Raw genomic sequence first — 14,083 nt, forward strand, 5'->3', positions numbered from 1 at the left:
CTAGGGTTCGCGGGGTGAGCACTCCTGCCAGCCGTCCCACCGCCCTGATCACCGGCGCCACCGCCGGGCTCGGTGCCAGCTACGCCGCTCACCTGGCGGCCGCAGGCCACGACTTGGTGATCGTCGCGCGGGACAGGAACAGGCTGGAGGAGACGGCCGAGCGGCTGCGTGAGCGCCACGGCGTGCAGGTGGAGGTGTTGGCCGCCGACCTCGCCCATCGCGCCGACCTCGCTGCGGTCGCCGCCCGCCTCGGCGATGAGGCCCGACCTGTGGACCTGCTGGTCAACAATGCCGGCTACGGGCTGAAGCAGTCGCTGGCCGTCGGCGAGATCGAGCTGCTGGAGCAGCACTTCGACGTGCTGGCCCGCGCGGTGCTGGTGCTCTCCAACGCCGCCGCTAAGGCGATGGTCGACCGCAGGCGCGGCCGCATCCTCAACGTCGGCTCCATCGCCGGCCTGCTGGCCGGCGGTGGTCACTACGCCGCGCTGAAGGGCTACGTGCTAGCTCTGACGGAGTCCCTGGCCAAAGACCTGCGCGGCACCGGCGTCAGCGCCACCGTGGTCATGCCCGGCTACGTGCACACGGAGTTCCACGCCCGCGCGGGCATGAAGGGAGCCTCAGGACCCTCGCACGCCTGGCTGAAGCCCGATGACGTCGTCACCGCCAGCCTGCGCGACACCTTCGCCGGCCACCTGGTCAGCGTCCCCTCTGTGCAGTACCGGGTGCTGGCAGCCGTTCTTGGAGTGCTGCCGCGCAGCGTCGTGCGCACCGCCTGGCGGTTCAGCTCCCGCAAGGCTCCTTCCAACGCACGCACGACCTCCGCGGTGACCTCCTCGTCCGCCCTCACCACGCAGGGCTGAGGCACCCGCGAGGGCGGATCTGGCAGAGCTTTCCGCGCCACTACCGGCACGCTTTGCGCTCTGACAGAGCTAACCGCGTATGGTGGAGGTGTGCTCGCCGCCACCCCCAGTCGTTCCGTGCAGGACATCGGGCACGGAGCGACACGCCGGGCCATGTTCTCCCCATTGGCGCCAATTTGCGGTTGGATCACCGGCATGGCACGCATCCGAGGCGCGACGGCACGCACTGGCGTGAGCGATGCAGTCCGGTTCCCCACGACCCGGCTGCACCCCGCCAACGTGGAGAAGATGCAGCGGGCCCGCAGCGCCCGCAACACCTCAATGGCTGCGCTGATGGACGACGTCCTCGCGCGACTGATCTTCGACGACGAGGGCAACCTCGTCGGCGTCCGTCCTGACATCACCGACCAGCAGGAGCTGCCTCTGCAGACGGCCTCATAGGAGAAGGGCCCCGTCTGCCTGGCAGCAGATGAGGCCCTTCTACAAGTCTCGCGGCCCGGTCCCTGGCGACCAACCATCCCGGCCCGCTGTCACAGGTCTCGCAGTGCGAGCCCTGCCTTTGTTCTGCCCCCCGGCGGAGGAGCTGTCATCAGCGTACCCGAGCAATCCGATGCGCGACCAGATGAGCGACGCAACACACGTCGTCGTGTCGTCTCGTCGCGTGCTGCCGTCGCGCCCCGCGCCGCCTCCGGCGCGGGAGGCGACACGACGGCCGGGACCGCCTGGGCACTGACCAGGGCACTGAGCCCGCGCCGTCACGTCCGCCTCGCCGACGTCGACTCCTCCACCGGCCAGACGCTCAACACCTACAGCCGCGAGCGTCACGTCGGCTCCAGCAGCGGTGCCGGCGATCCCGCGCGGCCGTGGGCGATGTACCTGGCCGACTCTCACGGCGCCTTTCGCTTCCTGACCTGCGACCTCGACGCCGCCAAGGGAGACGCCCGCGCCGACGCCCGCGCCCTCGCGCAGCTGCTGGACGACCTCGCCATCCCCTGCGTGCTCACCCGCTCCGGGCCCAGCGACGGCCGTCACGTCTGGATCGGCCTGGCCGAGCCCGCCGATGCCGACCTCGTGCGCGAGCTCGCGCACCTCCTTCGTCGGCTGTGCCCCACGCTGGATCTGTCCCCGCTGACCAACCCCGCCACCGGATGCGTACGTCCCCCCGGTGCACCGCACCGCGCCGGCGGCCGCTCCTCCCTGCTCGCCGGCGACCTCGACACCCTCCTCACCCCCCGCGTGCGCCTAGCCCACCTGCACCGCCTACTCGCCGCCCTTCGCCTGCGCTTCCCCGCGCCGGTCCCGGTGACTTCCCAGCCGCGAGAGCACAGCGGCAGCATCTGCACCGACAGCAGCGGGCACCCGTACCTGCCCGGCACCCGGCGCGAGCTCCCTGCGGCCAGCCGCGCGGCCCTCGTCTCCCCCGTCGCCGCCGGCGTCGACGGCTCGGCCTTGCTGCGCTCCGTCCTGCTCGGCGCGGCCGCCGCGCACTGGCACCTCTCCGACATCGCCCAGCTCGCCGATGACGCCCCCTCCTCCCCCGGCCTGGAGCACCTCCGCAGCGCCGCCGGGCGCCCAGGACAGCCCCGCCGCCCCCGCAGTGCCGTCGAGAGCGGGCGCCTGCTCACCCGGCAGTGGGCCCGCGCCGTCACCCACGTCGCCACCACCACCCGCCACGCAGGCGATGACGCCACCTTCGGGGCCCGCGCCCACGCCGTCGCCCAGCTCGTCGACGACGTGCAGGCCCGCGCCCACGCCACCAGGGGCCGCTGGCGCCTGCGCGGTGGCCCCAGCCTGCGCCGCGTCCTCGACGTCCTCTGCGAACTCGTCCTAGAGGCCGTCACCGGCGTCGTCGAAGCCGACATCCGCCGCATCGCCCTGATGTGCGGGATCGGGCGGGAGACCGCCCGCACCGCCCTGCTGCGCCTGGCCGAGGAGGGCTGGATCCGCCAGGCCCGCCCCGCCGAAGGCCCTCACGCCGCCTACTGGGCTCTCCTCTCCCCCACCGGCGCCGCGTCGCCGCCCCGCCGCGACCGGGACCTCGTCGGCGGCAGTCTCGCCGTGGAGGCGACGCCTGCCCCCGACGAGGCATCAGCGCAGGTCAGCGGCCTTCCGGCCGCGCTATCCACAGGGGATCCGGGTAGATCCCGGTCACAAGCTGACCCAGCGCCCCCGGGGTGGTCTCCTCCTCTCCTCCCCCGGCCCCTCGACTCCTCCGGGGCAGGGCTGCGCACCTCGCTACTGCACCTGCTCACTGCCCGCCGGGAAGCCCAAGCACACCCGCTTTTCACCCCGACCGGCCTTGGGCACCGGCCTGGGCAGGTCTGGGCGCTACTACGGGAGAACTGGCCCCTGCCCACCTCCGCCGTCGCTGAGGAGCTCGGCGACAGCATCGACACCGCGGCCGCCGACCTGGACTGCCTGCAGGAGCACGGACTGCTCCACCACGGCCCCCGCGGCTGGCTCACCACCGACTCCACCATGCGCGACCACCTCGCCGCCGAACGCGGCATCGAGGACCTCCTCACCGACCGCGCAGCCCGCTACACCCTCGAGCGCGAGCTGTGGGCCTGGTGGCAGTCCGAGCAGGAGTGGATGAGCGCCCCCCGGCGCACCAGCGGCCCCCGTCGAGCCGGCGCCGGGCAGCTCCAGCTCCTCCCCCACCACCACGCCCGACCTGCGCACCCCCGCCGCAGCGACGGCCGCTGCTCCTGGCGCACCGCCCGCCGTGCCCTTCTCGAGACCGGGCCGAGCACCGGACACGGCAGCCCACGAGCCCGTCGCGGCGATCACGCCCCCGCCTGAAGACCCCCTCCCCCGACCGCCCAGCCACGACGACGCGAGGACACCACAACGCGAGAAGAGACCACACGCCGGCACGAGCGCACGGCCAAGCGCCCGCCGAGCCACACACTCAGCACCAGCACCCCCTGCTCGCTCCCCCGCCGCCCCTGAAGGATCCCTCCATCAGCCACCGTCGATGGCGCTGACGACCTCCTGGGCGCCGGAGAGGCGCCCAGGAGAGCAGCCACTCCGCGCGCTACCCGTACGCACTCCCCCGCAGGGCGCGACCGCGCCTGAACAGCACGCCCAACAGTCACCGCACGCCGCAACGAGGGTCAGCACGCGTGATCACAACGTCACAACGTCACAACGTTTGAACTCCTTCAGATGTGGCGCACGTTGCAACGTCCGAACGGCGCAACTCCTCGACCTCGGCGCCATCGAGCTGAAAAGCTGCGCCATTGGAACGTCCCGGCGTCCCAATGTCCAAACGGCCCAACGTTGGGGCGCTATAGCGTTGGAACGTTAGGAATTTCCAACGCTTGGACGCAGCAGCGTCCCAGAGTTGCGATGCCTCAACGCCGCATCGCGGAAGGTCGAAGCACCCAAGCGGTCAGGGCCTGCAACGTTAGGACATTGGAACCCCCCAACGTTTGAGTGGGCAGCGTTGGCCCGTTCAAACCTTGGGACGTTCACGTGTCGAGACATCCGCTTCAGTGGCTATGCGACCAGCGTGCGGGCGGTTTCAGCATTCCAGCAAGGGAACGTGTTGGAGGTGTCGCCACAGCTGGCACACCCCGGGCCTGGGCGGGGCGCGGCGCCAAGGCCGGCCGTGCGTCCCAGTGCCACGCGGTCGCATAGGCGGGGACGCCGCACCAAACGTTGGGACATTGGAACGTTGCGATGTTTCGGCGTGTCGATCCCGCAAGCTTGGGGTGTTGGGATGTTGGAATGCCGCCATGACGCACATCGTGACCGTGGCTGCCCGCAAGGGGGGCGTCGGGAAGACGACCATCGCGTACGAGCTCGCGTACCTCCTCGACGCGCCCCTGGTCGACCTCGAGTTCGACGACGGCTCCGCCACCCGCATCTGGGGCTACCGGCACGAAGCGCGCCTGCGTGCGCCGCTGCTCGACGCGCTCGAGCGAGGCACTCCGCCACGCATCCTGACCGGATACCACAAGCCCGACCTCGTGCCCTGCCACCCCGACTTCCAGCTCAACCAGCCCGAAGCGGACGCCATGGCCGACATCCTCACCGACTGGGCTGCCGCCTGGGACCGGGAGTACGTCGTCATTGACACCCACGGGGGAGGCTCTCCCTCCGGTGACGGCGCGATCGCTGCGGCCTCGACCGTGATCGTTCCGACGCCGCTGAAGACGAAGGATCTCAACGCCACCGAAAGCATGGTCCGGGAGATGCCGGACTACCCCCTCGTCCTCGTGCCGAGCATGGTGCAGCGCGTCCCGCCGGCCGCCGAGATCCGCCGCCTGGGCAGCATCGTGCACGGCACTCCCATCACCGTCGCCGAACCCGTGCCCTACGTCCGCGGCATCGAGACCCGCAAGAAGCGCGTCGCGATCACCTCGGAAGACCCCACGCCCAAGGCCAACGTCGAGTTCGTCGCCGCCATGCACCAGCTGGCGTCCTTCGTGAAGGAGAACAACCATGCCTGAGGCGCGTCCGGACGGCCTGGCTAGCCTGTCCAAGGCACGGGAGCGTCGCTCTCGCACGATGCCCGCCCCTCGCCACCCCGTCCGGCCCAAGGTGGGCACCGCCGACGCACCTGCCGCCACCCAGGCACTCGCAGTCACCGCCGAGTCCCCCAATGACGACGCCTCCGGCAGTGCGCAGCAGCTCGCCAGTACCGCCACGGGTGACGCACCCCCGGCCGCAGCCACAGTCACCGCTGCAGCCGCAGCGGGCCGGGTGCCGGTGCGGGACACCGCAGCAGTGGAGGGGAGGGCCGGCACGCCTGTCAGCGCGGCCGCGGCGCCTGCACCCACGTCCTCGGCGCGCAGTCCTCGCCGACCCGCCAAGGCCGACGGCGCGGCCCCCGTCCTCGAGACCCCGCGCCCCACCGCAACCAGCGTCCCCAAGGCCACGACCCTCTACCTCGACGAGGACGTCAAGGGCTTCCTTCACTCCGTCCGCGTCGCCGGCATGACCGCCGCCCAGCCCATCGACGTCTCCCACAGCGCCGTCGTCCGCCTGGCAGTGCGAGCACTGCGGGAACGCATGACCCCAGCGGAGATCATCGAGTACTTCGCCGCCGTCGAACCCGACTCCCACGCCACCGGGCGCAAGCGCCGGTAGCGACAAAGACGCGCCTTCCGAGGCGTTGAAACATTGAAACATCCCAACCTCGGAACGTCGGAACCCCGCGGCTTGGGATGCGCGGCCTTCAGTGCGACTGAGCGGGGCGGTGACTGCAGGAGGCAAACGCCTGCGGGCGGTACGGGCCTGTGGCTGCCGTGCCGCCCGCCGCACTCACTGGGGGAGCAGGTCCGATCATCTGCGCTTCAGGCAGGCGCCACCCACCACGGCACGCCACCGCAGGTGATGATGCCGCTGTAGGGGGCTCTTTCGTGCCATGTCCCTGCTCGGCGCCGCCCTGCGGGGTCGGCTACTCCGGCTGCGGCATGGGAGGGCCGAAGGTGGCGTAGGGCCAGGAGTCGACACGGCCCCACATCGGGTCGCTGTCAGGGCCGATGCGCACCCCGTACGCTTCCGCGGCCAGCGCCATGAGCAGCAGCTGCACGTCCCTCGCAGCGTCTTCGAAGCCGGTGTGGCCGTCGAGGTAGGCGGAGAGGGATGTTGCCGCACTTGATCCCCTGATGAGCCGTCAACGCGACCGGGTTCTCATCACCGGGAAGCCGCCGGCGCAGCCGGTGCTGCATCTGCTCCGAGGGATCCTCCACCCCACCCAGCGTCTCAGCCCCGGCGTAGCGACAGCCTGAACTGGCGCGGCCGCGGCACCAGGCGATCACTCCTCAGCCCCAACGCTGGAGCCGGTAGCCAGACCGGCCAAGGGGGTCGCCCCATGCCTCACATCGGCCGTGCTGCGGGGGAGGTGCTGCTGTGCGCGTGCTGCCGCATGATGGGTGGATGCGGCAGCAGTGGTGGGGTGCAGCGGTCATCGCGGCGGCCGTACTCAGCGGCTGCAGCCCGGCCTCTACCTCCCAGGCACCCCCGCCAGCCGACCCCGCCCCAACTAGCTCCGCCTCGTCCAGCACCTCGGTGCCCGCTGCGCCGGCCCCATCGGACAGCGGCGCGTCACCGGAGCCGCCCGCGCCCCCGTCCTCGACGACCGCGCCGGCGCCTGCGGCCGCGCCGGGCACGGCGCGGGAGGTCCTGGACACCCTGGCGGTCAAGGGCAGGGCGCCGAAGACCGGCTACGACCGCGACCGCTTCGGCCCTGCCTGGCAAGACACCGACGGCAACGGCTGCGATACCCGCAACGACATCCTCCGCCGCGACCTCGTCGACGAGGTCGCCAAGCCCGGGACCCGGGGCTGCGTCGTGGCCGCCGGCACCCTGCAGGACCCCTACGCCCCCCGCGCCATCGCCTTCACCCGCGGCGAAGGCACCAGCGATGACGTGCAGATCGACCACGTCGTGGCTCTCTCCGACGCCTGGCAGAAAGGCGCCCAGCAGCTCAGCGAGCAGGAACGGGTGGCCTTCGCCAACGACCCCCTCAACCTCCTCGCCGTCGACGGGCCCCTGAATCAGGCCAAGGGTGACTCCGATGCCGCGACCTGGCTCCCGCCGAACCGCGCCTACCGCTGCGCCTACGTCGCCCGTCAGGTCGCGGTCAAAGCCAAGCACCGTCTCTGGATCACCACCGCTGAACGTGACGCCATGGCCGGGGTCCTCGACACCTGTCCCACCGAGCCGGTCCCCACCGACACCACCGTTCCCGGCCCCGCCCCCGAGGGGGCAGTTCCACCGCCCCCAGCCCCCGCACCAGCTGAGCCAGCACCACCCGCACCCGTCGCGCCTGCCCCCGCTGCGCCGGCTCCCGCGCCCGGTGGGGGAGAGGACCCGCGCTATCCCAGCTGCAAGGCCGCCAAAGCCGCCGGCTACGGCCCCTACACCCGAGGGGTAGACCCCGAGTACGACTGGTACAAGGACGGCGACTCCGACGGCACCAACTGCGAGTAAGGCAGAGCCCCAAGGCTGTACGTAGCGCCTTTCCTGCGGCAGCGTCGTGGTCGCGGCAGAGCAGAGGGCAGAGCAGAGAACGGGGCCATTGAGCAGGTTCTCGCCGCCTCCGCACGGGCAAGCGCCAGTCTCGGGGGCTCTCGAGGTGACCTGCTCTCAATGCGCCGAGGGCGCCTTCCACGGTGAGGTGGAAGACGCCCTCGGAAGCGACGTGTCGATCAGGTGCGGTAGTGCCCGCTCCAGGCTGTGCCTGTCCACAGCTCGAAGGCGCCGGCTTTGTGAGGGGATGGGTAGAAGCCCGGAGCGTCGACGCCCTCGTGAGGCGGCTGCAGAACCTGTCCCTGAGGGGAGAGGACCCAGCATCCGGAGTAGTCCCAGGGCAGCCGCCAGCGGGTCTGGTGCCAGCCCCGGTGCGCGATGGGCGCGAAGGACCCGTAGTGCAGCACGAGGGTGGTGTAGCCGCGGCGCAGCTCCTCGAAGTTGCGAGCCCCAACGCCCTTCCACCAGTGCAGGGCGAGGACGAAGGTGAACAGCCCCATCGCCAGGACGGCGATGCTGATGAGGACGCCCCCAAGAGGGAGCAGCTGCACGAGCTCGACCGCGACGAGCACCCCCGCCACCGCTGTGATGATCTTAACGAGGAACAGGTTGAACGCGCGGTGGGCGCTCGTCCCCGGCATGAGCTCGGGGGGCTGATGCGGGACGAGGGGTACCTGTCCTGCCGCCCGGGCCTGGCTGAATCCGGGCACCTCCCGGGGCCTGATGCTCAGGCCCCGGAAGGTGCGCTCAGTGTGATCCCGACTCATCGGCGCGTGACTGCCCTTCCGGTGTGCTCTGTGTGGGCCGTCGCGGCGGCGATGTCTCGGGTCATGGACTTAGTCTGTCCAGATGCCGCCGTCGATCAGCGCCACGGCGCTGTCGTAGGACTCGTCGGAGGTGTCGGCGAGTGCGATCTTGACGGTCACCGCCTTGCCGGGAGTGACCGGCACGGAGCAGGTGAGGGGAGTGGTCAGCCCGTCCATGCTGGTGGCGTAGCCGGCGGCGCCGTTGGCGTTGTCCACGTAGAACTTGCTGTTGTAGATCGCGTTGATCGTGTTGACGGCAACGGGCTCGTCGGTGCCGGGGACGTTGGAGCAGAGCTTGCCGTCCACGCGCACGGACATGACGTCGTTGAAGGCGCTGCCCACGAACTCGGGGTACTCCTCGCTGGCGAAGACGTAGCGCACGTGCAGGTTGTCGCCTTCGGGGATGAGGGTCACTTCGTAGGAGGCGGCATCGTGCGTCGGGAAGCCTGCCAGTGCGCTCAGTTCGCTGTCACCCGGCCTGTTGAGCTCGGTGCTGGCGAACTTGTCCGGGGAGCCCAGGGCGTTGGAGATGTGCCCGGTGCTGAGCACCCATGCCTTCTTGCCGGGGACGAAGCCGTCCAGGTGTCCCCACTGGTCACCGCCGCCGACGGACTTGTCGTCGACCTTGGTGACGCCGTCACCGAGGAGGGAGTCCTGGGTGCCGGGGTCGGGGGTCTCCTCGGCACCCTTGCTCTTGCAGCCCTTCGGCAGCTCCCAGGGGGAGCCGAAGTAGGGCGTCGATCCCTTCAGCGCCTCGAAGCTGATCTCCTCGGTGTGCTCCCAGACGGGGATCCAGGCCGTGGCGACGAGGCTGAGGCTGCGGGAGAACTCGGCCTTGGCGTCGATGCAGGCGTTATACCGGGAGTCGGTGGCAGCGAAGTAGGGCTCGAAGCTCGCGTCGATCGGGTTGAGCTTTCCACTGACCCCGGCGATGACGCCGGCATCGGAGGTGCCAACACCGGGGCCGATGATGAGCTCGCCACCGGCCTTCAAAGCCAGGGAGCCGTTGGCCTTGACCTCCGGTTCCAGTGCGGCGACTTCCATGATGGGACTGCCGGAGAAGGACACCCCCTCCTTCACGCTCATCGTGCCCTTGGCGGCGAAGCCGGCCTTGGCGGAGACACCGATGTTGGACACCGACAGGGCGCCGCCGGCGCTCACCTCGGCGGTAGGTGCCAGACGCATCGAGATCGGCACGGGCGAGACGGTCAGCGGCTTGAAGACCTGCGGAAGGTTGACGCCGCAGGCGTAGGCGCCGCTGACCTCGACCTTGGCTGCGCCCTTCATGTCGGCGTAGACCGACATGTCCACCGAGGCACCGACCGGCAGGTCCGGACCGATGTTGTTGTGCTTGTCGATCTTGGTCTTGAAGTGTCCACCCATGCCCACGCTCGGGGCGAACTCCACCGAGCTGGAGCCTCCACCGAACTCGCACTGGCCCTTCGGCTGGCCCTTGGCCGCAGGGGAAACAGCCAGATCGGCCGCGGCGACCTCGGTGTCGGCCAGGTCGAGACCGGCGAGCAGGTCGGTGGGCTTGAGGAGGGAAGCGGGGGAGGCCGGCGCCGGCGCCACGGTGAACTCGGCGACGTTGAGGTCGTAGTAGTCGAAGGCGTCGCCGAGCCCGGTTGCCGTCAGATCCAGGGTGCGGCCATCGGCGGAGATCGCGGTGACCGTGCCGAGGAAGCCGCCGGGGAGGGCCTGGGAGATCGGCAGGATGATCGCTGAGCCCAGCGGCGGGGTCGCCATTGTGGAGCTGAGGACAACCTGCACGCCCGTACCGGTGGTCTTGGCGCTGGTGATGTCGCCGCCTTCGGTCAGGACCGTGGTGGGCGTGGCGACGTAGGCGGCGTCGGTGGACCCGGCGGTGGGGGCGGTGCCGGCCACGACGCTCAGCGGACCCGTCCAGACGCCCTGGTTCAGGGTGAAGAGGGAGTAGGTGTACTGGGTACCGGCCGACAGGCCGGTGTCGGTTGCCGTCGTGCCGTCCACGGCGACCTCGACGCCCTGGGACCGGTCGGTTGCGGCGTCGTCGCCGCTGGTGCGACGCAGCGAGAAAGCGGTGCCCTTCGGCGCCGTCCACGTCAGGGTGACGCTGTCTGCGGTGAGGGCGGTGGCGTGCAGGTCACGGGCGCCGCCGTCGGCGACGTAGGTGGCCTCCACATTGCTGGACTGATTGGCCGCGACGGTGACGTTGGCCTGGCTCGTCGTGCCGACGTAGCGGGTCCCGTTGACCGTGACGCTGGGGAGCTGGATCTGGTAGGTGCCCGCAGGCATCGTCAGGGCGACGTCGCTGCTGGTGCCCTCGGGGCTCTTGGCGGCCACCCGGTAGGTGCCGCCGCGCAGCTCCACGTTGGCGGCAACGCCGTCCGGGGCGTTGACCTTCACGCGCACGGTCCCCGTCGTCGGGGTCGAGACGGGCGGAGGAGCGACGGGCGGCGTCGTGGCCGGCGGTGTTGCGGAGGGGGGCGTGACCTGCGGGGCCGTCGCGGCTCGCGCGGCGGCGGTGAGGGTGTCGGTGCAGATGGCGCCCTCACCGCCGAGGGCGATGACGGAGCCGGCGTTCATCGCGCGCAGCGACTGCTGCACCGAGTCAGGCAGGCCGGCGCAGGAGGGCACCAGCAGCACGGGGCCGTCGGTGAGGGAGCCTGCCGCGAGGGCATCAGCGAAGACATCACCTCGGGCGATGTAGGCCTTGGCGGGGGTGGTAGCGCGCTGCGCGATCGCTGCTGCCGCGATGGCCGCGGCGGAGGCGTAGCGGTCGGCGCCAGCCAGGCGTGCGGTGGGCTTGCCGGCGGCGGCGGCGGTGAGCAGCGCCTCGGAGATGGTGGCGGGGCCACCGAGTGCGATGACCTTCTCCGGGCGCAGCCGGGCGATCTCGGCGGCCACAGTGGCGGGCACCGGACCGGCGCTGGGGACGGTGAGGATGGGGCCGTCGGTCAGTGCGCCACCGGCGACGGCGTCGGGTGCTGTGTCGGCGCCGGAGGCGATGTAGACACTGCGGCTGCCGGAGGGGAAGGCGCGCTGAGCGATCAGCACCGACGTCTGGTAGCGGTCCTGGCCGGCCAGTCGGTGGGTGCTGGCGCCGACCGAGGCGGCCACGCTCGTGAGCAGGTTGTCGCAGACCGCTCCCTGCCCGCCCAGGGCGACTACCTGAGTGGGGCGCAGAGCCTTGACTGCCGCGAGGGTGGTGATGGGGGCCGGCCCGCACGAGGGAACGAGCAGGACGGGGCCGTCGCTGAGCGATCCCGCCGCCAGGGCATCGGCTGGGACATCACCTCGCGCGAGGTAGACGACACCGGCGCCCTTCGGGAACGCGGCCACCGCGATGGCCGCGGCGGTGGCGTACCGGTCCGCGCCGGCCAGGCGTGCCGTGGTGGCCGCCGCGTCCGTCGTGGCGTTGAGAGCGGAGGGAGCCGCCGTGGCCGGACTGACCGTGAAGGTGGTGCCGGTCATGGTGGCCGCAATGAGCAGCCCGAGTACGCGGTTACGCACGTGATACCTCGCAGTGTCATCGCAGGCGCCGCAGATAGAGGGTGCGGCCCTGCCGCCCGGGGGCGTGGAAGGGGTAGGAATGCGTCGGTCGCTTCGCCTGAGCGCAAGCGACCAGCCCGACCGGGGGCGCCACTCGGCGGATCGTGCACCGAGGTCGCGGTCGAGCAGGGGGTGCCGCAGGAAGACCGGGATCGAGCGGGACGGCTAGGTCCAACTTCGATCCAGGTGCCGAGCACCCGACCTAGGTGCTCGCCGGTGATGCCGGAGAGGGTGACGATCAGCGCTTCGCTGTATCGCTGCTAACTCAAAGCGCGGCGATCCTGACTGCGACTCGAGCTAGCCGGCTCCACGGTTTCGGTGTCCTCCATCAGCGCTCGTGAGTGTCTCCGTCAGCCGTGCCCCGTTGCGTCAGCATCCTCACCCCGCAACCGGTCCGGAACTCGGACGTTCCCTCCCCGACCTGGCGGAGAGCTCGTGAAGAGCATGGCCAGCTGCCCCGTTCTCGAGTCACGAAGAGCGAGCCCGCTCACCCATCCGCCGCTCGCGCCTCGCCCAGGCGTACCAGCTACCCCAGGCCGAGTGCAGCGCAGCTGTCACGCTCTGTCACTCGATGGTGCGCGGATGGCCCCGCGGGGCGAAGGCGCCAGGAGCGGGCGGCAGCACGCAACCGCGTCTCAGGGCAGGGCAGGGCCGGGCCTGGACCACGACCGCGGCGGTGCGCTGTCGGTCCACGGCGATGATCTGGCCCACGTCCTCGACCTGGCCGCTGCCGGTGCAGGCGCCGGCGTGAGGGAACGAGCCAGGAAGGCCGCTCACGGCAAGGTCCATGCCGACATAGCCGTTTGCGGACGCCGACACTGCGATGCCCGACCTGCCCGACCCGCCCGACCCGCCCGACCCGCCCGACCCGCCCGACAGGGTGGGCAGCGAGGAGCAGCCGGGCATCGGTCAGGTGCCCACTGGCCGCTACCCCGCTCGGGTGAGGCAGATCGACCGAACGGCCCTGCCGAGTGCCGTGAACGCTTCTGCCGCGTCGCCTCCGCGCACACGGTGGTGATGTGCCTACCCACCTCGAGCACCCCGGCGCGCAGGAGCGATCCGGCCTGCAGCAGGCCGAGGGCGACCCCGAGATCGACCTGGACATCCTGCTTTCCCTGGCTACCGAGCTTGCCGGGCTGCAGGAGGCCATCCACGCGGCGGTCTACCGGGCGGCCGCGGCGAGCTTGGCGGCGCCCGCCACTGCAGCCGAGGCACGTGAGGCCACCCGCCTCGCGGAGGATCCCCAGCACCGGCAGAGGCTGCACCACCGGGCTGCGCTCTACGCCCAGGCGGTGGGCCTGAACGCGGAGCCGATGCTGGCCGCAGCCGAGACTGCGCGAGGCGAAGCCGCGCAAGAGGAGGTGTCCTTGACCGAGGGGCGCCTGGCATGGCTGCTCGGGGTTCGTCACGACCTCGCCGTCAGCTTCACCACCTACGGCTACGCCACCGCCGTAGACGAGCTGGCCGGCGCGCTGCTCGAGGCCGCCGATGAACACGGCCGCACGGACCTGACCCGCGATGCCCTGGCCCAGCGCGTCGGACGCAGCCCGTACACACTCACCCGCTACATCGCCTGGCTACGTCGCCACGGCTGGCTTCACTCCCTGCCCCCCAGCCGCCACGCCGGCTACCGCCTCACCCACCCCGACGGCGCCTGGCCGACTGCAGCAGCCCTGCCTTCCTGAGGGCACCAATCCGACGGCACTCACCGGGCTCAAGGCCATCCAGGCCGCGGAGCATTTGGGTCTGCTGCATGATCCGGTGACACCGACGCTGGCTTGCCCGAGAGGCAGCCTGGGAGGATGTTGCTGTGCCCAAGCCTTACCCCCGCGAGTTCCGCGATGACGTCGTGCGGGTCGCTCGCAACCGTGATCCGGACGTGACGCTGGAGCAGGTCGCCGC

The 14,083-nt window shown here is 71.1% G+C and carries 11 protein-coding genes; 7 read left to right on the forward strand and 4 right to left on the reverse strand.

Translation table 11 applies throughout. The features are described 5' to 3' along the window. Positions 1–14 precede the first annotated feature (14 nt). From CLV92_RS19460 to CLV92_RS21150, 5 genes are all read left to right on the forward strand, one after another. On the forward strand, positions 15–860 hold the full coding sequence (locus tag CLV92_RS19460; protein ID WP_211291294.1) for an SDR family NAD(P)-dependent oxidoreductase: 846 nt from the start codon (positions 15–17) through the stop codon (positions 858–860). A 231-nt stretch (positions 861–1,091) separates the two neighbouring features. After that, positions 1,092–1,301, forward strand: coding sequence for a hypothetical protein (locus CLV92_RS21145; protein WP_146099674.1), 210 nt, complete (start codon positions 1,092–1,094; stop codon positions 1,299–1,301). A 300-nt stretch (positions 1,302–1,601) separates the two neighbouring features. Next, entirely contained in the window at positions 1,602–3,662 is a 2,061-nt protein-coding gene (locus CLV92_RS19470; protein ID WP_425433594.1) for a TOTE conflict system archaeo-eukaryotic primase domain-containing protein, read from the forward strand. A gap of 938 nt (positions 3,663–4,600) precedes the next feature. After that, positions 4,601–5,317, forward strand: a complete 717-nt coding sequence (locus CLV92_RS19475) for a ParA family protein (protein ID WP_104435564.1) — start codon at positions 4,601–4,603, stop codon at positions 5,315–5,317. A 58-nt stretch (positions 5,318–5,375) separates the two neighbouring features. Continuing rightward, on the forward strand, positions 5,376–5,957 hold the full coding sequence (locus tag CLV92_RS21150) for a hypothetical protein (RefSeq protein ID WP_146099675.1): 582 nt from the start codon (positions 5,376–5,378) through the stop codon (positions 5,955–5,957). A gap of 310 nt (positions 5,958–6,267) precedes the next feature. On the opposite strand, the gene CLV92_RS22985 is transcribed toward CLV92_RS21150, so the two are convergent. Beyond that, the gene (locus CLV92_RS22985; protein WP_281256957.1) at positions 6,268–6,402 is read right to left on the reverse strand and encodes a hypothetical protein; all 135 of its coding nucleotides are present in this window, start codon (positions 6,400–6,402) and stop codon (positions 6,268–6,270) included. A gap of 479 nt (positions 6,403–6,881) precedes the next feature. Between CLV92_RS22985 and CLV92_RS19485 the strand changes: the two genes are divergently transcribed. Next, the gene (locus tag CLV92_RS19485) at positions 6,882–7,805 is read left to right on the forward strand and encodes a GmrSD restriction endonuclease domain-containing protein (protein WP_245886986.1); all 924 of its coding nucleotides are present in this window, start codon (positions 6,882–6,884) and stop codon (positions 7,803–7,805) included. Positions 7,806–8,023: 218 nt separating this feature from the next. Here the strand turns inward: CLV92_RS19485 and CLV92_RS19490 are convergent, their stop codons facing one another. From CLV92_RS19490 to CLV92_RS19500, 3 genes are all read right to left on the reverse strand, one after another. Continuing rightward, positions 8,024–8,485 (reverse strand): hypothetical protein, encoded by a 462-nt coding sequence (locus tag CLV92_RS19490; protein WP_146099676.1) that lies wholly within the window; start codon positions 8,483–8,485, stop codon positions 8,024–8,026. Between the two features lie 195 nt (positions 8,486–8,680). Next, positions 8,681–12,103, reverse strand: a complete 3,423-nt coding sequence (locus tag CLV92_RS19495; protein WP_104435570.1) for a choice-of-anchor L domain-containing protein — start codon at positions 12,101–12,103, stop codon at positions 8,681–8,683. Positions 12,104–12,745: 642 nt separating this feature from the next. Further along, the gene (locus CLV92_RS19500; protein WP_146099677.1) at positions 12,746–12,958 is read right to left on the reverse strand and encodes a hypothetical protein; all 213 of its coding nucleotides are present in this window, start codon (positions 12,956–12,958) and stop codon (positions 12,746–12,748) included. A 242-nt stretch (positions 12,959–13,200) separates the two neighbouring features. Between CLV92_RS19500 and CLV92_RS19505 the strand changes: the two genes are divergently transcribed. Next, positions 13,201–13,866 carry a hypothetical protein gene (locus CLV92_RS19505; RefSeq protein ID WP_104435574.1) on the forward strand — a complete coding sequence of 222 codons (666 nt, stop codon included), beginning with the start codon at positions 13,201–13,203 and terminating at the stop codon, positions 13,864–13,866. The last annotated feature ends 217 nt before the right edge of the window (positions 13,867–14,083 follow it).

The sequence above is a fragment of the Kineococcus xinjiangensis genome, from assembly GCF_002934625.1.
In the GTDB taxonomy this organism is placed as follows: domain Bacteria; phylum Actinomycetota; class Actinomycetes; order Actinomycetales; family Kineococcaceae; genus Kineococcus_A; species Kineococcus_A xinjiangensis.